The organism is Nostoc sp., assembly GCF_036917375.1.
In the GTDB taxonomy this organism is placed as follows: Bacteria; Cyanobacteriota; Cyanobacteriia; order Cyanobacteriales; family Nostocaceae; genus Nostoc.
This window is the reverse complement of record NZ_JBALDN010000001.1, coordinates 106,906-126,235: the sequence shown is the minus strand read 5'-3', so window position 1 is coordinate 126,235 and position 19,330 is coordinate 106,906. Positions and strand designations below refer to the sequence as shown.

Sequence of the window (19,330 nt, the reverse complement as noted above, 5' to 3'; positions counted from 1 at the left end):
CGTAATCACACCAAATATTTTTTGTTATTTACTTAATTTGATTATGATTGTTGGCGCTGTTACAACCCGGAAATTTAAAACCGTTTACTATACCTGAGTACTTTCATAAAATAAAAGTAGTTTGCTAAAAACATAAACCTCTAATTCGCTAGAGATATTCGTTGTTATCCTAGCCAGATAAATCACTTTATCTAAGTAAAATCTCAATAATTTCCAAATTATTTTATGGACTTGGAAGTGATAAATCAACAATCACTGACTCAAGAAGTAGGAATTAGCAAATAAGTACGGAGAAAAGCCTAATCTATTCTTTTTTCTGCGCCACTAGTTAAGAGGTAATCTATGGTGCGAAACTCAAAGCTAGGGTACAGAACGTTCCCTAAGTCTATTCTGCGTCCATCCGTTGCTATAGGTATAACTATATCTTTATTGGTTGGCGGAATAAGTTTTTATATAGTAAAACGTGGGCAAAATTATGCCAATCAAGAGGCACAAGTGCCAGCAACACAATTGCCACAGTTAAAAACGGTAACAGCTTTAGGGCGACTCGAACCACAGGGAAAGGTAATTAAACTTTCTGCTGCGGTGTCTGCGGAAGGAAGCCGGGTAGAAAAGTTGTTGGTAAAGGAGGGAGATAGGGTAAAAGCAGGACAAGCGATCGCAATTTTAAATAGCCGCGATCGCCTCCAAGCAGCATTCAAAGAGGCGCAAGAACAAGTAAAAGTAGCTCAAGCAAACCTAAACCGCACCCAAGCAGGCGCTAAACGCGGTGAAATTGCCGCCCAAAAAGCTGCGATCGCTCGCTTAGAAGCCGAACGCCAAGGTGATATTAATGCCCAAGCCGCGACAATTGAGCGATTTCAAGCCCAAGTGCGTAACGCCCAAGCAGAAGACGAACGCTATCAGCAACTATATCAACAAGGTGCAATTTCCGCCTCGCAAAAGGATAGCAAGCGTTTAAATTTGGAAACCGCCCAAAAAAGTCTACAAGAAGCCCAGGCAGAGTTAAATCGTACCCAATCAACTAGTCAGCAACAAGTTAAACAAGCCACAGCAACACTCGATGAAATCGCCGAAGTGCGTGGAGTGGATGTAGAAGCCGCCCAAGCAGAAGTCAATCGTGCCGTAGCAGCCATGAATCTGGCAAAAGTCAATCTAGAACAAGCTGTAGTGCGATCGCCGCAAAATGGACAGTTATTTGAGATCCATACCCATCCTGGAGAATTAGTATCAAATGATGGCATTGCAGATATTGGACAAACCAACCAGATGTATGTCATTGCCGAAGTCTACGAAAGCGATATCGGCAAAGTACATTCAGGGCAGCAAGTGCGAATTTTTGGTGATAACCTCCCGATTGAATTGCAGGGAATCGTAGATCGCAAAGGCTTACAAGTGCGACGACAGAATGTCATCAACACAGATCCCGTCAGCAATATCGACAACAGAGTAGTAGAAGTCCACATCCGACTAGATGAAGCCTCCAGCCAAAAAGCCGCCACCTTAACCAATATGCAAGTTAAGGCAGTAATTGAATTGTGAAAATCTGGCATTGGGCATGGGGAAGAGGCAGAGGGGCGGAGGGGCAGAGGGGAAAGGCTTACTGCTACTTCTCCCCTGCTCCCCTGCTGCCCCTGCTCCCCTGCCCCCCTGCCCCGACTACCTAATTATGGGATTGATCAAACAACTGCAACGGCGAACCCCTCTAGGATGGCTGCAACTGAATCATGAAAAAAGCCGTCTTTTCGTGGCATTATCAGGCATTGCCTTTGCGGATCTTCTCATGTTCATGCAGCTAGGTTTTCAGACTGCGCTGTATGACAGTAACACCAGACTACATCGCAGTTTGCAAGCAGACATTGTTTTAACCAGTCCCCAAGCCCGTAACTTAGCAAGCTTGTCTACATTTTCTCGGCGGCGGCTTTACCAAGCAATGGATATACCAGGGGTAAAGTCAGCCCAAGCAATGTATTTCAACAATACAATCTGGAAAAATCCCCAAACACACCGTGAAACGGGGGTGTTAGTAATCGGCTTTAACCCAGACAAGCCAGCTTTTGCCTTACCAGATGTTAACCAGCAATTGCAAGCGATCAAACTGCCGGATACCGTCTTGTTCGATCGTGGTGCAAGAGGAGATTATCAAAAAGTGATCGCTCAAATTGATCGAGGTAAAACCCTGACTACTGAAATAGAACGGCGCACAATTACCATTAGTGGCTTGTTTCAAGTCGGGGCTTCTTTTGGCTTTGATGGCAACCTGATTACCAGCGATCAAAACTTTTTGCGGCTATTTTCTGGGCGACAGTCGAGCAGTGTCAGTCTAGGTTTGATTCTTCTGAACCCAGGCTATGAACCGAAAAAAGTAGCAGCAATGCTCAAAGCCTACCTCAAAGATGATGTCAGAGTATTCACCCACGCCGAATTTATTGAATTTGAAAATAATTTTTGGAGAACAAATTCCCCAATTGGGTTTATTTTCAGTTTGGGTGTATCGATGGGGTTTGTGGTGGGCACGATCATCGTCTATCAAGTTCTCTCTAACGATGTTAATGCCCACATTCGAGAATACGCCACCTTTAAAGCAATGGGATATCGCAATTACTACTTGCTAGGTGTGGTGTTTGAAGAATCGTTGATATTAGCAGCACTGGGCTTCTTTCCCGGATTGGGAGTGTCCTTAGTGCTTTATCAACTGACTCGTAGTGCTACAAATTTGCCCATATACATGACTGCGATTCGGGCATTGCAGGTATTAGTACTGACCATCATTATGTGTACAATTTCCGGTGCGATCGCCACCCGTAAACTCCAAGCCACCGACCCTGCTGATATTTTTTGGAATTAATCCTTTGTCATTTGTCATTTGTTACTCAAAAGGACTAAGGACAAATGACAATCATCACGAATAATCGAGCTATTTATGACTAGCAAACCCGTCATCTCTATTAAAAATCTCGACCACCACTTTGGTCACGGCTCACTCCGCAAGCAAGTTTTATGTAATATCAACTTAGAGATTAATGCTGGTGAAATTATTATCATGACTGGGCCCTCTGGTTCTGGAAAGACTACCTTACTGACCTTAGTGGGTGGATTGCGTTCTGCCCAATCTGGTAGTTTGCAGGTGTTGGGACGAGAACTTTGTGGTGCTAGTGCTGAAGAACTAGTGCAAGCACGACGCCATAACGGTTATATTTTCCAAGGAGATAACTTGCATGGTAGTTTAACGGCACTCCAAAACGTCAAAATGGCTTTAGAATTGCACAAACATCTTGGGTTAAAAAAAATGCAAGCTAGATCGGCCCAAATGTTAGAGCAAGTAGGATTGCGAAATCATTTGCATTATTACCCTGATAACCTGTCTGGGGGACAAAAACAACGAGTAGCGATCGCTCGTGCTTTAGTCAGTCATCCTCAAATAATTCTCGCGGATGAACCCACCGCCGCCCTTGACAGTCAATCGGGACGAGATGTAGTCAATCTCATGCAAAAACTGGCAAAAAAACAAGGCTGTACCATCTTGATGGTTACTCATGACAACCGCATCCTCGACATTGCCGATCGCATAGTTCAGATGGAAGATGGCAGACTCAAGTTAAAAGTAATACTATCAGCCTAAAGTTAATTAGCGTATTCCCTGATTCAGAGTTAATTTATAAAGTAAATCTGAAGTGTGGCGTGGCAGACTCACTTTTTTCCCTCAATCTCATAGTTTTTTGGTGACTAAACCGCTATTCTCAGTAAATTTTAGTAAATTTTAAAATATTTCCGAATGGTATGTATATAGTTTAATTTATCTTCGTTGACTTACTTACCTAGTTTAAGTAATTTCCCTATACCAATTTCAACCTAAGAATGTGATATTAGTGTCCAGTTGAAAAAGTGTCCAGTTGATTCCGAGATTTCCTTCAAGTATTATTTATGTAATCACAGTTAAATTTTATGCTCATTGCCAATGTCATACACCTTGGTTATTAGAGTCAAGACCAATTTCCTAAAATTACAGATAAAATGATTCGCCCTTGCAATCCATAAATACCTGGAGAATTTCCGAAAATTTATGGTTGACAACAACATCGGCTTCAAACAGGAAACACTAGCGATAATAAGCTAATCTATTTTCCAATACAAGCAAGGGTTTTTGTAGTTCTATGATTATTGAGAATAGCGCTAGTAGTTCAAACAAAAAGTTGCTCGGTTTTGATGTCAAAACTTTGACAGCCAATTGCCGTGCAATAAATGTGTTACAGGGAATATTTGCTGTTCTCCCCCTCGCCTTAGCATTACCTGTAGATGCTTTGCAAGTAAAGGTGATTCCAACTAATCCTAAATTAGGGGATACACTCTCGGTGCAGATTAATCTAGATAATCCAGAGAATGGTACAAATCCAACAGTAGCTAGTGGAAAGAATACATACCCAGCCTTTAAAATTGCACCCAATCAGTATCGGGCATTTGTTCCCACAACTCCATTAGAAAAAGCTGGAACTAGAACACTCCGGGTTGCTGGGGATGGTCAAGTGCAAAACTTGGCAGTGAATGTGCTTAATCGCAAATTCCCCGTGCAACGCATTACTTTGCCACCTGGCAAAGCCGGAGTGGATGCCACAGAGTATGAACTCAAGCGTGTGGCAGCTTTTAAGGCGCTACAAACACCAGAAAAGTATTGGAATGGAGTATTCCTGAAGCCAAATGCAGGGCGGATGAGTACAAACTATGGTGTACGTCGCTACTATAATGGTACATTTGCAAAAGACTACTATCATCGTGGTCTTGACTACGCTGGTGCTGCCGGTTCGCCGGTAATTGCCCCAGCCGCTGGGCGAGTTGCTTTGGTAGGTAGGGTATCCCAAGGGTTTCGGATACACGGTAACGTAGTTGGCATTGACCACGGTCAAGGAGTAACCAGTATTTTCATGCACCTGAGTCGTATTAACGTTAAAGAAGGTGATTTTGTGAAAGCTGGTCAACTAATTGGTGCAGTAGGTTCAACAGGTGCAGCCACGGGACCACATTTACACTGGGGTCTGTACGTCAACGGACAATCTGTCGATCCAACACCTTGGCGAACTAAGGTTGTTAACTAGTAGAGGCAGAATTGATCTTGTCTTTGCATAATTTGTGTATTTTTTGCTGAGAATTAGGCAAAATAAATTGGATTGATACCGTCCCTACCAAGCTTTGCCAACATAAATGATGATAAGCGTTATGAGTATCGAAAAAATTGTAGAACAAGCTCTCCAGGATGGTTATTTGACACCAGCAATGGAAGCAGAAGTCGGTAGAATCTGTGATAACGCCTCAGAACTCTCAATTGAAGAGTATATGGCGTTGGATCGGCTGATGGGTGCGCTATTGACTGGTGAGGTAGTGGCGGTACCTCGCAAACAATTCATTAACGTTATGGAAGAATTGGTGCTGACGGAAGCGATCGCACGAGTCGCAGAAATTGAAGCCACCAGCGAAAGTTCTTTAGATGTTGGAGATATTGCCGCTTACGCTCTCAATCGGCTACCACCTTTGTATGCTACTACAGAAGAGGGTGCTAATTTTCAGCGCCAAACGGCTCAGGCACAACTGCAAGACTTAATTTCTCAACAAATAAGTGAGGCGATTAATCGTTATCTCGATCGACCCAATTTCTTCCCAGAACGTCAAGCCTTGGGTAAAAATACTGGTAACGAGGTTGTACGCCAAGTTAGTGCTTTACTCCAAACATACGCACCTAACTTTGAGCAAAAATTATAATTTTAAGAGTCATTAGTCATTAGTCATTTGTTTTAGACAAAGGACAAAGGACTAATGACTCTTAACTAATTAATCACGTACTAACACTTTTGTCCCTAAACTCACTTGCTCATATAACAATCGGACATCAGAATTACGCATTCTCAAGCAGCCGTGGGATACAGCCGTTCCTACCAGGTCGATATCCGGCGTGCCATGAAAGCCAATTTCATTCCGTCCATCTGACCAAAAACCAATCCATCTATCTCCCAAGGGACTATCCGTACCAGGCTCAAATACTTTGCCAGTAATCGGGTGACGCCAGATTGGATAGTGTCGCATGTGGATCACTTGGAAAGAACCAGTGGGCGTTTCCCAACCTTTCTTGCCGACAGCAATCGGATAGCTGGCGATCACCTCTTCTCCTGCATATACATAAGTGCGGCGATCGCTTAAATCAACCACCACTTGCGTCTTGACATTTGCCAGCCTACTAGATGGTACTTGTTGGGCTGAAGCCTTAGACCACAGACCTTTTGGCCAACTATCCGCAACTGGATTTTGTCTTTCTACTTGCGCTACCAGCTGCGGCGGAGTTGGTAAGTCATTTGCTTTAGCTACATTATTCTTAATAATTTGGGGCTTAGTTTGAGGCTTAATGGTAGAAGGCTTGAGTTTAGAAGCCCTACGAATAGTTGCTTTCGCTAGATTCTTGTTAATTATTTGCGACTTAATCTTAGAAGCCCTAAGAGTAGTTATTTTAGCTAGATTCTTCTTAATTATTTTTGATTTAGTTTTAGGTTTAATAGCAGAGGACTTTGGTGTAAACGTCCTCTGGACAGTAGAGCCTTGGGCAACTTCATCAGGTGGCACAGATCCACCCAGCGCAATTTCCCCCAAACTCACTTGAGAAAGATTCTTGTAGACTCCCTCTGGGCGGCTTCCCTTAAGATTAGTTCGGGTAGAATCTCGCCGCATCGAAGTAGATGCAGACTTCTCATACTGCCGTTCCGCCGTACTAATGCGCCAATGGACAGCTAAGGATAAAAATGCTGTGCCAAAACAAAGCAGCATTACCATACGCCCTACAGATTCGTTTCTTACCATTGCCATCGCCTATTGTTTATCCCTGACATATCCAGCCGAGCAATTGAATGAGTTCATCATCCGATTATCAAAAATTTATCAATACTTATCATTTCTGTTGTAAATCTGCCAACACCTCTGGGCAAACTAAGACTATACAAATTGTCCCAACGGCAAAAATCCAAGTAAGCAACCTTATTCCTCAAAAATTTTGAGGGTCGTAAGCCTCTCCTCGGACTTTTTGGTGGAACTCTTGAAATGTAGCAATCAATCATTAATGGTGTAGGTGGATGAAAAACCATGTTTGAAAAACTATTGCTAGCGGTAACAATTACATTTTCCCTCAATTTATTTTTTCAAGTTCGCGTACCAGAGCAACATAACTCTAGTGCTGCCTTCGGGTCACAACCAGAACAATCAGCAACTATTCTAGTAACGAAATCAAAAAATTAAATCACCATCTTAGCAACCACAGCAACCTAACTTCCAGAAATTATTACCCAAATTTTAAAGGTATGAAGAAGTTAGAATTACAAAATTTTATCTTCATTTTTATAGCTAAATTTAATTATCTCGATCAAGCGTATATACCCAGTTGCTAAAAGTACTAAAATGTGCATTACACCGCGCCTTTGTTCGTCGATCGGTCTTAGGTAACTATGGGAGCAGTATAAGGAAAAGTGGCTCTGCTTATTGCTATAAATGTATCCAAAATTGTATGCTTCAGTGTTCCAGTCATAAATCCGTCACCTGAGCATGGAACTTCTGTTCCATTAGCAGGTCTAATAGATAGGGATGATTTAGAGCCAGTACGATCTATGAGTCAATCGATTACTGTATCCTGGTCAACGGTTGATGCAAAGTATCCAGAAGCATCAGTGCAAGTTGACAAACTCCCTAACCACGATTTAATTTTGCGCTGTCAAGCCGGACTGCGACCAGATCGTGCTGCCTTTGCGGAACTATTACGCCGCTATCAAAGTCAAGTCGATCGAGTTTTATACCACTTAGCTCCAGATTGGCCTGACAGAGCCGATTTGGCTCAAGAAGTTTGGATTCGAGTGTATCGGAACATTAACCGATTACAAGAGCCTGCTAAATTTCGGGGCTGGTTAAGCCGCATTGCCACCAACTTGTTTTACGACGAGTTACGGAAACGCAAGCGGGTGATGAGTCCTTTGTCACTGGATGCTCCCCGTTCCTTAGAGGACGGCGAGATGGATTGGGAAATCGCTGGCGATACCCCAGGCCCAGAGGAAGAACTGACAACTAGAGAATTTTACGAGCAATTGCGGGAAGCGATCGCGGATTTACCAGAAGTTTTTCGTACTACCATTGTCCTCAGAGAAATCGAAGGCATGGCTTATGAAGAAATTGCTGAAATCACTGGAGTTTCTCTAGGAACTGTGAAATCAAGAATAGCCAGAGCTAGATCGAGGCTGCAAGCCCACTTGCAGAATTATCTAGACTCCTAATTTTTCTAATTTACAGTATCTTGCTTCTGCCATTGGGCAGAATTTAAGCATAGATTAAAAATTACTAGAAAGACGTAGATTGTTTCTGCCTTTAGGAGGAAAATTGGCTAATTTTCCCAAAATCCCCGCCCAGTTTACCCGTGTATGAATTGGTAATAATGTTAAGATGACTACTGATTCTCAGTTTTACGACCGTTCTCCTTTGCAACTTCCTCAAGATTTGTCAGATGGAATGGCCAAGCATACCAATGAATCAACGGGTCTTATGGATATGGTGAAGCGCGATCGCTTCGAGTTATTGAGTGCTTACCTCGATGGTGAAGTCACAGCCACCGAACGCAAGCAAGTAGAAGAATGGCTGGCAAATGATGCCTCAGTTCAATGTTTGTATGCCCGACTGTTAAAGCTGCGCCAAGGTTTGCGGACGCTCCCAGTGCCAGTAGCCCAACAGTCGCCAGAAGAAACAGTTCAGCAAGTATTGACACGTTTGCGCCGCCGCTCCCGTTTAAACTGGATAGCGGCAGGTGCAGCTGTTGCTGCTTGTGCGATCGGCGCAATATCTGGCTTAGTTGGTGGTGGTTCGATGGTACCGCAACTGGCGCAACGACCACAAAGAGAACCTATACAAACCTCCTCAGCGTCTATAGTTCCCCCTTCGCCGCTGATGGTGGGACTAAATAACCCGGTAATTGAAATTCCGAAAGCAGCAGTAGCCTCTCCAGAAAATTCAATTTATCAGGTTCAGCCGCAACGACACGACCCCAAACAGGACATCAACTGATCGCAAAGTTAAAATTTTACAAATCGTAACTGTACTTTGGGGTTAAACCACAGCCGCTCCACCAGCCGCTAGGTTGGAGTAAACCTCCTAATTGCTCAACTTGTTCTAGAGTCATTAAATAAACCCAAGCCCAACTATAAGAGAGCGACTGTGGCTCATAAACCTCAATAATTTGTCGATTATAGAGGTTTTCTGGCGTTTTTCTATTGGGCTGGTAATCTTCCAGCACATCTAACTCATTTAAAATCTTGGGGTTGGAAAAAGAGAGTAAATATCCGTGAACTTGGCTATCGCCTAGCGTCATCGCTGGGTAGCCCATTGGCAGAGCAAATAACTTGCCTTGTACAAGAGCTGTTTTGACATCAACAACTTTGCTAGCACAGTATCTTTTATAGTTAGCTTCACCTGGTTTGAGCGTGCCGTAGACAAAAACCCGCACCAAATCAGAAAGTTTTATATTTGGTTCAACCATCTGAATTTATTTTCCTAGCAGAGAACTAAGTATTTTAAGCGCGTGGTGTGAGCATAGCGAAAAAGTGAGTGAATTTCATTACAGAGACACAAAAAGAATGTAAAGAGGAATATCGGAAGTTTCACCAATAATCCCTCCTCACATCATACATAGAAATTATAGGTATAATAAGTAGCTAGTCAGCATCAGTTATTTGGGCAACTTAAGAGAGTAGTTAGATCCACTCTTAGGGCTTCTCACCAACATTTCTAGCCCACAGGAAGCACAGATACAAGTTAGATTTTTTGAGGATATTTACAAATTCAAAATAGAAAAACTTCCATTTCTGCGAGATGTCGATATATATCGTGGTAGGAAAGAACTCAATACAGAAGCGGAATGTGATAAGTATATTGCTCTCTACGGCGGACACCAATTTCACAAGCTCTACGCAGCGTTTCCTTCAACTAACTTTCAGTACACAGAAGGTAAAAGCGTAGAAATTATCGACTGGGGTGCGGACAGGCGCTTCCAACCTGCATTTTTATCAACTATCTTATTGAAAAATGCATCAGCCCTAAAATAGAATCAATTACACTAATAGAACCATCTTCAATTGCATTATGGCGAGGCTATAGCTTTGTTCGCCAAATGTTACAGCTAACTTTATCTAATAACTCTTTAATCCAAACAGTTAATAAGTGTATAGATAACTTAAATTATAGTGACTTTGTTTCAATTTATAGCAACATTAAGATTCATTCATCCATTTTCAAACATACTAAATATTGAAGATTTCGATTTAAATAAGTTATATCAGCTAATAATTAATTCCTTATCAGGATTAAATCGTCTTAATTTGTACAAGTCCGTATCATAACGCAAGGAACTATAGAATAGATAGTTTTTATGATTTATTCAACGAGTATCCTATAGTTAAAAAATCCTTTTATTCAGACGAAGCAATTTCTCAAGATATTTTTTATAAAAACACTGGAAAATTTCAAATAAGGCAAATTAAAAGGTATGAAAGGCAGTTCAGTATAATGCTTTGAGGATTTTATGAAAAATAGACCAGCTAGCGATGCAATTCAGGGAAAGTTATTTTCTGGGTTTGACTCCGTTGTAGATGAGTCAATAGAGACTAGGTGTAAAGAAATTTTATCTATGCCAGATGCAGAGGTTACTTTCTATCGCAATTTTTTCAATCAGCAAGAAAGTGATGAGCTTTTTAAAACCTTGCTTAACGAAATAAAATGGCGACAAGATAAGATGAATATTTATGGTAAAGAGGTAAACTTACCAAGAAAAACTGCTTGGTATGGAGATAACAATATGTCATATAAATTCTCAGGTATTCATCTTGACCCAGAACCTTGGATACCTACGCTGCTAAAAGTAAAAGAGAAAGTTGATGAGATTGCAAAAGTTAACTTTAACAGCGTCTTACTGAATCTTTACCGAGATGGAAACGATGGAATTTCCTGGCACACAGATGCTGAACCAGAGCTAGGGAATAATCCAGTAATTGGTTCTGTTAGCTTTGGCGGAGCAAGAAGGTTTATGTTTAGGCATAAACATAATCAGGATTTCAAAACAGAAATTGAGTTAATAGATAGCAGCTTCCTTCTCATGGCAGGTGCAACACAGCATTTTTGGCAGCATCAAATCCCCAAGACATCGAAGCGAGTTAAACCAAGAATCAATTTAACTTTCAGGGTAATTAATCATTTTTGTTGACGGGATTTAGAAACACAGACAATAACTAACTGGTATTATGGTATTTTATGGCATCTCCTACTGTAGGGGATTTTTTCTGTTTGTTCGTAATGGTTAGAGATACTCTGATTTGTATCTAAAATGCCCTTTAAGCGGCTAGTGGTAAGGCAATAAGAATAGTAAAAATGGACTAATTATACAGAAAAATAGCTAGGATTATTATGGTGTAAGCATTGTGGTAGATTTAAAATACTATTTCAATAACTTTAGGCAACTAAGGGCGATAGAAAGATAATGACAAGAAAGTGAGCATTTGTTGAGCATTGTTCCTCGATACGAAAATAGACTTATAGTTCAGGTTAAAATCCTGAAAACAAGTGTTTCGAGTATTATTTGAGCATTCATTATAGAAATAAAGATGGCTGAAAGCACTAATTTTTCTTTATCTAGATATAACCCAGCAGCGATTGAGGAAAAATGGCAAAAAACATGGGTAGAACTTGGCTTAGATAAAACACCGACAGCTAGCAACAAGCCAAAATTCTACGCTCTTTCCATGTTCCCTTATCCATCGGGCAGCCTACACATGGGTCACGTCCGTAATTATACAATTACCGATGTGATTGCCCGCCTCAAGCGAATGCAAGGGTATCGGGTAATACACCCAATGGGTTGGGATGCCTTTGGCTTGCCAGCAGAAAACGCTGCCATTGACCGTGGTGTACCACCAGCAAAGTGGACTTATCAGAATATGGCTCAGATGCGGCAACAATTGCAGCGTCTTGGTTTATCTATTGATTGGGAATGCGAACTTGCTACCTGTTCGCCAGATTACTATAAGTGGACACAATGGATTTTCTTACAGTTTTTGCAAGCGGGATTAGCTTACCAAAAAGAAGCAGCGGTAAACTGGGACCCTATCGATCAAACTGTACTAGCAAATGAGCAAGTTGATAACGAAGGACGTTCTTGGCGCAGTGGGGCAATAGTTGAGCGCAAATTATTACGCCAGTGGTTTTTCAAGATTACCGACTACGCCGAAGAATTACTCAATGACTTGCATCAATTGACAGGTTGGCCGGAACGCGTCAAGTCTATGCAGGCAAACTGGATTGGCAAATCTACAGGCGCTTACTTAGAATTTCCTATCATTGGGATAGATGAAAAAATCGGAGTGTACACCACACGCCCAGATACCGTTTATGGTGTTAGCTATCTAGTGTTAGCACCAGAACATCCTTTAACAAAGCGCGTCACAACAAAAGAACAACAAGCAGCTGTAGAAGCCTTTATTAAAGAGGTTTCCAATCAAAGTGAGTTGGAACGTACTGCTGAAGACAAACCTAAGCGGGGTATCCCTACAGGTGGTAAGGCAATTAACCCATTTACAGGGGAAGAAGTGCCGATTTGGATTGCTGACTATGTACTGTATGAGTATGGTACTGGGGCAGTGATGGGTGTACCAGCACATGATGTCCGAGATTTTAAGTTTGCTAAAAATTACGATTTGCCAGTTGATTTTGTTATCGTTTCCCCGGATGATGTTGCAGGTTTTGACTTAACTCCAACCTCTGATGTTGATGAAGTCACTCAACTTATCCAAATTGAATATAACCAGGCATACACTGAACCAGGAATTTTAATTAATTCTGGGGCTTTTACTGGTATTTCTTCCACAGAGGCTAAACAAGCAATAATTGAATACGCCGAACAACAAGGTTTTGGTAAAGTACGGGTGCAATATCGCTTGCGGGATTGGTTGATTTCACGACAACGTTACTGGGGCGCACCAATACCTATAATTCACTGTCCCAACTGTGGGATAGTACCAGTTCCTGATAAAGATTTGCCAGTACAGTTGCCGGAAGAGGTAGAATTTACTGGACGTGGCGGTTCACCTTTGACTCAGTTGTCAAGCTGGGTAAATGTACCTTGTCCAACTTGTGGCACTCCAGCAAAGCGGGAAACTGACACGATGGATACTTTTATTGATTCCTCGTGGTATTACTTGCGCTTCCCTGACGCTAAAAATGAACAACAGGTTTTCGATTCTAGTAAAATAAACGACTGGATGCCAGTTGACCAGTATGTGGGTGGGATTGAACACGCGATTTTACATTTGTTGTATTCGCGGTTCTTTACTAAGGTTCTGCGGGACAGAGGCTTGTTAAACTTTGATGAACCCTTCCAACGCTTGTTAACTCAAGGTATGGTACAGGGTTTAACTTACCTAAACCCTAACAAGGGCGGCAAAGATAAATGGATTCCTTCTAATCTGGTAAATTCAGCCGACCCACGCGACCCCCAGACAGGCGAACCGTTGCAACGTCTCTATGCCACTATGTCTAAATCAAAGGGCAACGGTGTAGCGCCAGAAGATGTAATTTCCAAATACGGTGTAGACACAGCGCGGATGTTCATCTTGTTCAAAGCGCCGCCAGAAAAAGACTTGGAATGGGATGAAGCCGATGTGGAAGGACAATTCCGCTTTTTAAATCGGGTTTGGCGTTTGGTGACAGATTATATTGCTGCTGGGGTATCCCGTAAAAAAGCTCAATCTGATTTAACTAAGGTAGAAAAGGAATTGCGCCGGGCGATTCACACGGCGATTCAAGCGGTGACAGAAGATGTGGAAGACGAATATCAATTCAACACAGCTATTTCAGAATTGATGAAGTTGAGTAATGCCTTAACTGATGCTGACGGTAAAAATTCACCAATTTACGCAGAAGGTATTCGGACTTTGGTGGTTTTACTAGCACCATTTGCACCACATATTGCTGATGAATTGTGGCATTTATTGGGTGAAAGTGATTCAGTTCATACGCAAACTTGGCCATCATTTGACCCGGCTGCTTTAGTAGCTGATGAAATCACTTTAGTGATTCAAGTTATGGGTAAAACTCGCGGCTCAATCCAAGTACCAGCACAAGCAGATAAAGCAGCGTTGGAGAAATATGCCCGTGAATCAGAAATTGCCCAGCGTTACATCGAAGGTAAAGAAATTAAAAAGGTAATTGTGGTGCCTGGAAAGTTGGTAAATTTTGTAGTTAGCTAAGTACAGCTTTGCGTAAAATCGTGGCGAATTGAGGGTTGAAATTTAAACACAGATGCGCTTCTCTACGAGACGCTACGCGAACGTCTTCACGCCGGGTAGGAGCGCAGAGAATTCGCTACGAATTAGTAATGAAATGTTGTACTTAAGTAGCAAAAAAACTGTTGCAAAGAAAAGTAATTTGTGTGGTACGTCCAGTTACTTAAAAAGGTTTTGACGAAACGCATAAATTATAAAGTCGTTAAGTATATGTCGTAACAATTTTTCTCAGTAGTTTATTGCTCTGAGACATGTGTATTTAAACACATGTATATAGCCGTCCAGAGAGTAGAATTGTTTTATTTATACACAAAAAAACGCTTGAGAGTTTTGCTCACTCAAGCGCTTTTTCGTAAAAGCTTATACCAACTCACTCGTTTGATGCAACATTTGAAATCTGCAACACTCCCTGAGGAGGGAGTATTACTGGGATAACTTGTGACAAACATGTGGTGAAATGGTATCACTCCTTGCACTAACTAAGAATATCTCTTTTGTAAGAATACCGGGGATCTAGTGAGTGACAGTTTATGAACTGAACACTAGTTAAAAACGACTCACCGTGAATAGTAATTAAGGAGACTAAGCACGATTGTAGCAATTTTGTAAGTATAGTATAAAAACTTATAGTTTTTTAGTACCCGCCGCCGACATTGCTTACCACTAAGTACGTATCAAAAAGTGCAGCAATTAGTAGCATAGATATCTCAACTTCTGCGTTAAATTAGTGGCTATCAAATAAGCTAGAAAAGGCTTGGATATTGGTATCGAAGCGATTTTGACTCAAATAAATCAGAGACGAAGGTATTGTTTAGAGAATGGCAACCCAAGAACAAATCTTTGACCCAAATAGATTGAAAAGTTTGGGTTGGGTATCTTCTATCTCTTAGCAAATGGTAACATCCAAGTCTTCTGTATAGTGTAGGGAGTTACTTCTTTGATGGAAGCAAAACACAACTTTTTCACCGACAATTACCGCGATGTTCAAAACGATTTCGCGTTTTTCTATAAAAGCAACTGAGGAGGATTATGGGTAAATTTTAAGAATTTATCGTACCTATGCCTCATCTAGATAGATGTTTCATCCTTGGCTAAAATAGCCGTTCGCCTACGAGCAGACACCTTAACCTGGCGTCTAGGTGTGTGGTAAGATTGCCTGGAACAAAGGTTTTATCTGAGTTGGAGTCTGGTATAAATTGCAAAGGTCAAGCTGACCGATCATTAACTCCCACGATACTTTTCCTATATATTTGGAAAATATACAACAAGGCTGGTGACGATCTGAGTGGAATTTGTAGATGAATATTTAGGATTTGCTATCAGACTTAACCAACTTCCCACAATTTTGACTTTTATTTGGCTTTTAGGATAGACACATGAACGATAAGCTGATGCTGATGATTCCAGGCCCTACACCAGTGCCAGAAGCTGCCTTACTGGCGTTAGCCAAGCATCCGATTGGGCATCGTACTAGTGAATTTAGCAACATATTGGCAGAGGTGACAGAAAATCTCAAGTGGCTGCACCAAACTCAAAGTGATGTGCTGACGCTGAATGTTAGTGGTACGGGTGCTGTCGAAGCGGGAATAATTAATTTTCTCTCTCCAGGCGATCGCATTTTAGTTGGCTCTAATGGTAAATTTGGCGAACGCTGGGTAGAAGTTGGTCAAGCCTACGGTTTGAATGTAGAAGAAGTTAAGGTGGAATGGGGAAAACCCCTAGACCCCGCAGTATTTGCCGAAAAACTCCAAGCAGATACCCAAAAGCAAATCAAAGCTGTAATCATTACCCACAGCGAAACCTCGACGGGTGTGTTGAATGACCTAGAAACAATTAACCGCCACGTTAAAGAACACGGTGAAGCTCTAATTATCGTTGATGCCGTCACGAGCTTGGGTGCGTTCAATCTACCCGTGGATGCTTGGGGCTTGGATATAGTTGCCTCCGGTTCCCAAAAAGGTTATATGATTCCGCCGGGATTGGGTTTTGTTTCTGTCAGCCCCAAAGCTTGGGAAGCTTACAAAACTGCGAAGCTACCGAAATATTATTTGGACTTAGGCAAATATCGCAAAGCTACAGCCAAAAATACAACTCCATTTACTCCGCCTGTGAACTTGATCGTGGCGTTACACACCACGTTACGAATCATGAAAGAAGAAGGTTTAGAATCAATATTTGCTCGACATGAACGGCTGAAAAATGCTACCCGTGCGGCCATTAAAGGGTTAAATTTACCCCTACTCGCAGCAGATAGTTCCGCTAGTCCGGCGATTACGGCTGTAGCACCCCAGGGAATTGAACCCGATAAAATTCGGTCATTGATGAAAAAACGTTTTGATATTGCCCTAGCTGGTGGTCAAGACCATTTGAGCAATAAAATTTTCCGTATTGGTCACTTGGGTTTTGTGAGCGATCGCGATATCCTTAGCTGCATAGCATCCTTAGAAGTTACCCTCACAGAACTTGGCTACGAAGACTTTACTCCTGGTGCTGGTATAGCAGCAGCAGTTCAAGTGTTTACTTAATCCTGAGTACTAAATCAAAAGAGCGAGTTAAATTATCAACTCGCTCTTTTTATTTGTATATAGAGTAGAAACCGTCAGAGTCAAGAGAGCTATATATCAACCTTTGCATAAGGTAGAGTTGATGTGGCATACCTCAATTCTCCTAAATGACACCAAGTTGCCCTAGATAGTATTATTTGCTTTGAAGAAAGTCGCACTGTATCTTTGACACCAAACAAGACTAACTTTGGCAACTTAGTATCATCCAAAATTGGCATAAATAGTGATTCTGTTAATATGCATGTAGAAATTTGTAAGCCAAAGTCTAAAAACTACAAGCCAAAATTGGTATAGTCTACGCCGTCTCCAGCCAATCGTAAATCTGTTCTAATTGCTCTAAAGTAATCAAACCATATTGCCAAAGAATCATTGCCAAAGGACCTGGGTCTTGCTCCCGATGCCGAAGCGCCACTGCTAGTGATGCTGTAGAAATTGCCAAATCTTCTTGCAAAAAATGAATCAGTCGGGAATATTTTGATGGTGACATTTGTATCTCACCTCCTTGTGCAGAATGTATTGTCATATATCACTTCACCATTACTCGGTAGACAGTAGTCAGTATTTCATCTGTCACTGTGCCGTTATCGGCCATACACCCAGCACAGTTTTTGTTAATCTGCCTTTAAGAAAGGCTTCCCATAGATGGTCTGAGAAATAAAAATTCTCATACAAATCATCTGCTAGCTTATTAATCAGTATTTTTACCTAATTAAATTGGCTTCATCTTATTTACCTTTGTGTTTTATTTAATTACACAGGTAGTAATAAAGATTCCATAGCCTATACTCTCTTATTGGCGACTATTTACACTTACGCCCAAGGGAATATTTTTGAGACTAAACCTGAAGACTGCGATTTCAGGTTTGAGACAGTAGAATTTTACATTATTACCACAGTTTTTAAATAGTAGCGTTACAAGTGCTGTTTGACCACATACAGTGACATTTTTTACAAAAAAAACATATATTTCGACCGTATAGGCTCTCAACCGAGTAATTACCCAAGTTTTTATTTCCGCAAAGCACCGGAGTTTATCAACTCAATTTTGAGAATATCGCCCACTTTCAACTTCAATTCGGCAGCTCTTCGAGAACGAAGTTCAATCACCTTATCAATTGGTGTATTGGGACCATAGGTAGGACAAGGCTCACTTGCACAAGGAGGCGCAGCAGCCTGAATATATTTAACTACACCTTTATGTAGAAATACCATGTCCAGGGGTACTGGTACATTCTTCATCCAGAAACTGACTGGTTGTGCTGAAGGGAAGCCAAACAGCATCCCCTGGTTATCTGGTAAAGCTGGTCGATACATCAATCCCATCGCTTGCTGTTGTGGCGTCTGCGCTACCTCTAATTGAATCGTTGTACCATTAGGCACAATAGCTTTAGCAGAAATTGGTAGTTTTTGACCTAAACTTTCTGGTGCTGGAGTTTTAGAACCAGAGGTGGGGCTAGGAGATTTAGCAGTTGTTGGCACGGAACAACCCATCAGAAAAATACTCAGCATTATCGAGAGCAAACTTAGCCGACGAGTCATATAGCTTTTCGATTTTGTAATTTAGACTTCAATTTTACAGTGTTGTAGGCAGAAAAACCCTTTGGGTAAGAGGCAGCAGCACCAAAGAAAGCATTCCCAGTCTGAGGCTACGGAAATAAGCAAACCGCTACAGTATACTAGGATTCTCTTAAAACGTATCCTACGCCTCGCACTGTTTGAATCAGGCGCTTTTGACCTTCATCTTCGATTTTTAACCGCAAGTAACGGATGTAGACTTCAATTACATTTGACTCACCGAGAAAGTCGTAACCCCAAACATTTTCTAGAATTTGTTCGCGGGTTAACACTTCACGGGGATGTTCCATTAAGAATTTTAATAGTTCAAATTCCTTCATTGTCAAGTCAATTGGTCGTCCGTTGTGTATGGCACGACGAGTTGCTATGTCTAAAATTAAATCCCCGAAGCGTAATTGCTCCGTGGTATCCAAATCGGGTTTTAAGTAGAGGCGAATCAACTTTAAAAAGTCTTCTGAACGGTAAGGCTTGAGGATATAATCATCGGCTCCAGCTTCTAGACAAGCTACACGATCGTCAACTGTATCCCTTGCCATTAAAATCAATACAGGCGATCGCATACCAGTGCTTCTCATATTTTTGCACAATGAGAGTCCTGATTCTCCTGCTAACATCCGGTCTAAAACAATTAAAGCAGGCTGGCGATCGCGACAGTGTTGTAAACCACTCGTCGCATCATGAGCCAAAATTGATTCATAACCGGCTTCTTGCAAATCGCAAGAAAGCTGATTTGCAAGGCTCTCATCGGTTTCAATCACCAAAACACAAGGACTTTGAGCAACTGTCATAACAATTTGGGATATTGGATTTGGGATTGTCAAGATATTCCAGAGAAAATCTTTACATCAGTTATAA

Annotated in this window: 16 protein-coding genes; 11 read left to right on the top strand and 5 right to left on the bottom strand. The window is 41.5% G+C overall.

Annotation, left to right across the window (positions count from 1 at the left end):
* Positions 1 to 345: 345 nt before the first annotated feature.
* From V7K45_RS00545 to V7K45_RS00525, 5 genes are all read left to right on the top strand, one after another.
* Positions 346 to 1,542 (top strand): ABC exporter membrane fusion protein, encoded by a 1,197-nt coding sequence (locus tag V7K45_RS00545; RefSeq protein WP_442941939.1) that lies wholly within the window; start codon positions 346 to 348, stop codon positions 1,540 to 1,542.
* 127 nt (positions 1,543 to 1,669) lie between these two features.
* Positions 1,670 to 2,848: an ABC transporter permease DevC gene (gene devC, locus V7K45_RS00540; protein WP_334999351.1), complete on the top strand. Its 1,179-nt coding sequence runs from the start codon at positions 1,670 to 1,672 to the stop codon at positions 2,846 to 2,848.
* Positions 2,849 to 2,923: 75 nt separating this feature from the next.
* A complete protein-coding gene (locus V7K45_RS00535) occupies positions 2,924 to 3,622 on the top strand; it encodes a DevA family ABC transporter ATP-binding protein (RefSeq protein ID WP_334999349.1) in 699 nt (232 codons plus the stop codon).
* 532 nt (positions 3,623 to 4,154) lie between these two features.
* A complete protein-coding gene (locus V7K45_RS00530; protein ID WP_334999347.1) occupies positions 4,155 to 5,090 on the top strand; it encodes a M23 family metallopeptidase in 936 nt (311 codons plus the stop codon).
* 121 nt (positions 5,091 to 5,211) lie between these two features.
* The gene (locus tag V7K45_RS00525) at positions 5,212 to 5,751 is read left to right on the top strand and encodes a late competence development ComFB family protein (protein WP_190909652.1); all 540 of its coding nucleotides are present in this window, start codon (positions 5,212 to 5,214) and stop codon (positions 5,749 to 5,751) included.
* 69 nt (positions 5,752 to 5,820) lie between these two features.
* Here the strand turns inward: V7K45_RS00525 and V7K45_RS00520 are convergent, their stop codons facing one another.
* A complete protein-coding gene (locus tag V7K45_RS00520) occupies positions 5,821 to 6,465 on the bottom strand; it encodes a L,D-transpeptidase (protein ID WP_442941938.1) in 645 nt (214 codons plus the stop codon).
* Positions 6,466 to 7,116: 651 nt separating this feature from the next.
* Between V7K45_RS00520 and V7K45_RS00515 the strand changes: the two genes are divergently transcribed.
* The 3 genes from V7K45_RS00515 (at position 7,117) to V7K45_RS00505 (ending at position 9,072) form a co-directional block, all read left to right on the top strand.
* A complete protein-coding gene (locus V7K45_RS00515) occupies positions 7,117 to 7,269 on the top strand; it encodes a hypothetical protein (protein WP_334999345.1) in 153 nt (50 codons plus the stop codon).
* Between the two features lie 365 nt (positions 7,270 to 7,634).
* Complete coding sequence (locus V7K45_RS00510) at positions 7,635 to 8,291, top strand: sigma-70 family RNA polymerase sigma factor (protein ID WP_094352725.1); 657 nt, start codon at positions 7,635 to 7,637, stop codon at positions 8,289 to 8,291.
* 166 nt (positions 8,292 to 8,457) lie between these two features.
* Positions 8,458 to 9,072: an anti-sigma factor family protein gene (locus V7K45_RS00505; RefSeq protein WP_334999343.1), complete on the top strand. Its 615-nt coding sequence runs from the start codon at positions 8,458 to 8,460 to the stop codon at positions 9,070 to 9,072.
* A 16-nt stretch (positions 9,073 to 9,088) separates the two neighbouring features.
* Here V7K45_RS00505 and V7K45_RS00500 read toward each other — a convergent pair whose 3' ends face one another.
* Positions 9,089 to 9,544 (bottom strand): gamma-glutamylcyclotransferase family protein, encoded by a 456-nt coding sequence (locus tag V7K45_RS00500; RefSeq protein WP_334999341.1) that lies wholly within the window; start codon positions 9,542 to 9,544, stop codon positions 9,089 to 9,091.
* Between the two features lie 1,146 nt (positions 9,545 to 10,690).
* On the opposite strand from V7K45_RS00500, the gene V7K45_RS00495 reads away from it, so the two are divergent.
* The 3 genes from V7K45_RS00495 to V7K45_RS00485 all read left to right on the top strand — a co-directional run bounded on the left by V7K45_RS00495 (position 10,691) and on the right by V7K45_RS00485 (position 16,861).
* Positions 10,691 to 11,263, top strand: coding sequence for an alpha-ketoglutarate-dependent dioxygenase AlkB family protein (locus tag V7K45_RS00495; RefSeq protein WP_334999339.1), 573 nt, complete (start codon positions 10,691 to 10,693; stop codon positions 11,261 to 11,263).
* A 397-nt stretch (positions 11,264 to 11,660) separates the two neighbouring features.
* A complete protein-coding gene (gene leuS / locus V7K45_RS00490) occupies positions 11,661 to 14,300 on the top strand; it encodes a leucine--tRNA ligase (protein ID WP_334999337.1) in 2,640 nt (879 codons plus the stop codon).
* 1,412 nt (positions 14,301 to 15,712) lie between these two features.
* Positions 15,713 to 16,861: a pyridoxal-phosphate-dependent aminotransferase family protein gene (locus V7K45_RS00485; RefSeq protein ID WP_334999335.1), complete on the top strand. Its 1,149-nt coding sequence runs from the start codon at positions 15,713 to 15,715 to the stop codon at positions 16,859 to 16,861.
* A gap of 334 nt (positions 16,862 to 17,195) precedes the next feature.
* On the opposite strand, the gene V7K45_RS00480 is transcribed toward V7K45_RS00485, so the two are convergent.
* The 3 genes from V7K45_RS00480 to nblR form a co-directional block, all read right to left on the bottom strand.
* Positions 17,196 to 17,423 carry a DUF2949 domain-containing protein gene (locus tag V7K45_RS00480; RefSeq protein WP_012410503.1) on the bottom strand — a complete coding sequence of 76 codons (228 nt, stop codon included), beginning with the start codon at positions 17,421 to 17,423 and terminating at the stop codon, positions 17,196 to 17,198.
* A gap of 485 nt (positions 17,424 to 17,908) precedes the next feature.
* Complete coding sequence (locus tag V7K45_RS00475) at positions 17,909 to 18,439, bottom strand: DUF192 domain-containing protein (protein WP_334999333.1); 531 nt, start codon at positions 18,437 to 18,439, stop codon at positions 17,909 to 17,911.
* A 137-nt stretch (positions 18,440 to 18,576) separates the two neighbouring features.
* The gene (nblR, locus tag V7K45_RS00470; RefSeq protein ID WP_334999331.1) at positions 18,577 to 19,263 is read right to left on the bottom strand and encodes a response regulator transcription factor NblR; all 687 of its coding nucleotides are present in this window, start codon (positions 19,261 to 19,263) and stop codon (positions 18,577 to 18,579) included.
* Between the last annotated feature and the right edge of the window lie 67 nt (positions 19,264 to 19,330).

Excerpts from the sequence above, each read along its gene's own strand:
- V7K45_RS00485 (WP_334999335.1), top strand. The coding sequence starts at position 15,713 with ATGAACGATAAGCTGATGCTGATGATTCCAGGCCCTACACCAGTGCCA.
- V7K45_RS00480 (WP_012410503.1), bottom strand. The coding sequence starts at position 17,423 with ATGACAATACATTCTGCACAAGGAGGTGAGATACAAATGTCACCATCA.
- V7K45_RS00505 (WP_334999343.1), top strand. The coding sequence starts at position 8,458 with ATGACTACTGATTCTCAGTTTTACGACCGTTCTCCTTTGCAACTTCCT.
- V7K45_RS00500 (WP_334999341.1), bottom strand. The coding sequence starts at position 9,544 with ATGGTTGAACCAAATATAAAACTTTCTGATTTGGTGCGGGTTTTTGTC.
- V7K45_RS00530 (WP_334999347.1), top strand. The coding sequence starts at position 4,155 with ATGATTATTGAGAATAGCGCTAGTAGTTCAAACAAAAAGTTGCTCGGT.
- V7K45_RS00475 (WP_334999333.1), bottom strand. The coding sequence starts at position 18,439 with ATGACTCGTCGGCTAAGTTTGCTCTCGATAATGCTGAGTATTTTTCTG.
- V7K45_RS00495 (WP_334999339.1), top strand. The coding sequence starts at position 10,691 with ATGCCAGATGCAGAGGTTACTTTCTATCGCAATTTTTTCAATCAGCAA.
- V7K45_RS00525 (WP_190909652.1), top strand. The coding sequence starts at position 5,212 with ATGAGTATCGAAAAAATTGTAGAACAAGCTCTCCAGGATGGTTATTTG.
- V7K45_RS00515 (WP_334999345.1), top strand. The coding sequence starts at position 7,117 with ATGTTTGAAAAACTATTGCTAGCGGTAACAATTACATTTTCCCTCAAT.
- nblR (WP_334999331.1), bottom strand. The coding sequence starts at position 19,263 with ATGACAGTTGCTCAAAGTCCTTGTGTTTTGGTGATTGAAACCGATGAG.
- leuS (WP_334999337.1), top strand. The coding sequence starts at position 11,661 with ATGGCTGAAAGCACTAATTTTTCTTTATCTAGATATAACCCAGCAGCG.
- V7K45_RS00510 (WP_094352725.1), top strand. The coding sequence starts at position 7,635 with ATGAGTCAATCGATTACTGTATCCTGGTCAACGGTTGATGCAAAGTAT.
- devC (WP_334999351.1), top strand. The coding sequence starts at position 1,670 with ATGGGATTGATCAAACAACTGCAACGGCGAACCCCTCTAGGATGGCTG.
- V7K45_RS00535 (WP_334999349.1), top strand. The coding sequence starts at position 2,924 with ATGACTAGCAAACCCGTCATCTCTATTAAAAATCTCGACCACCACTTT.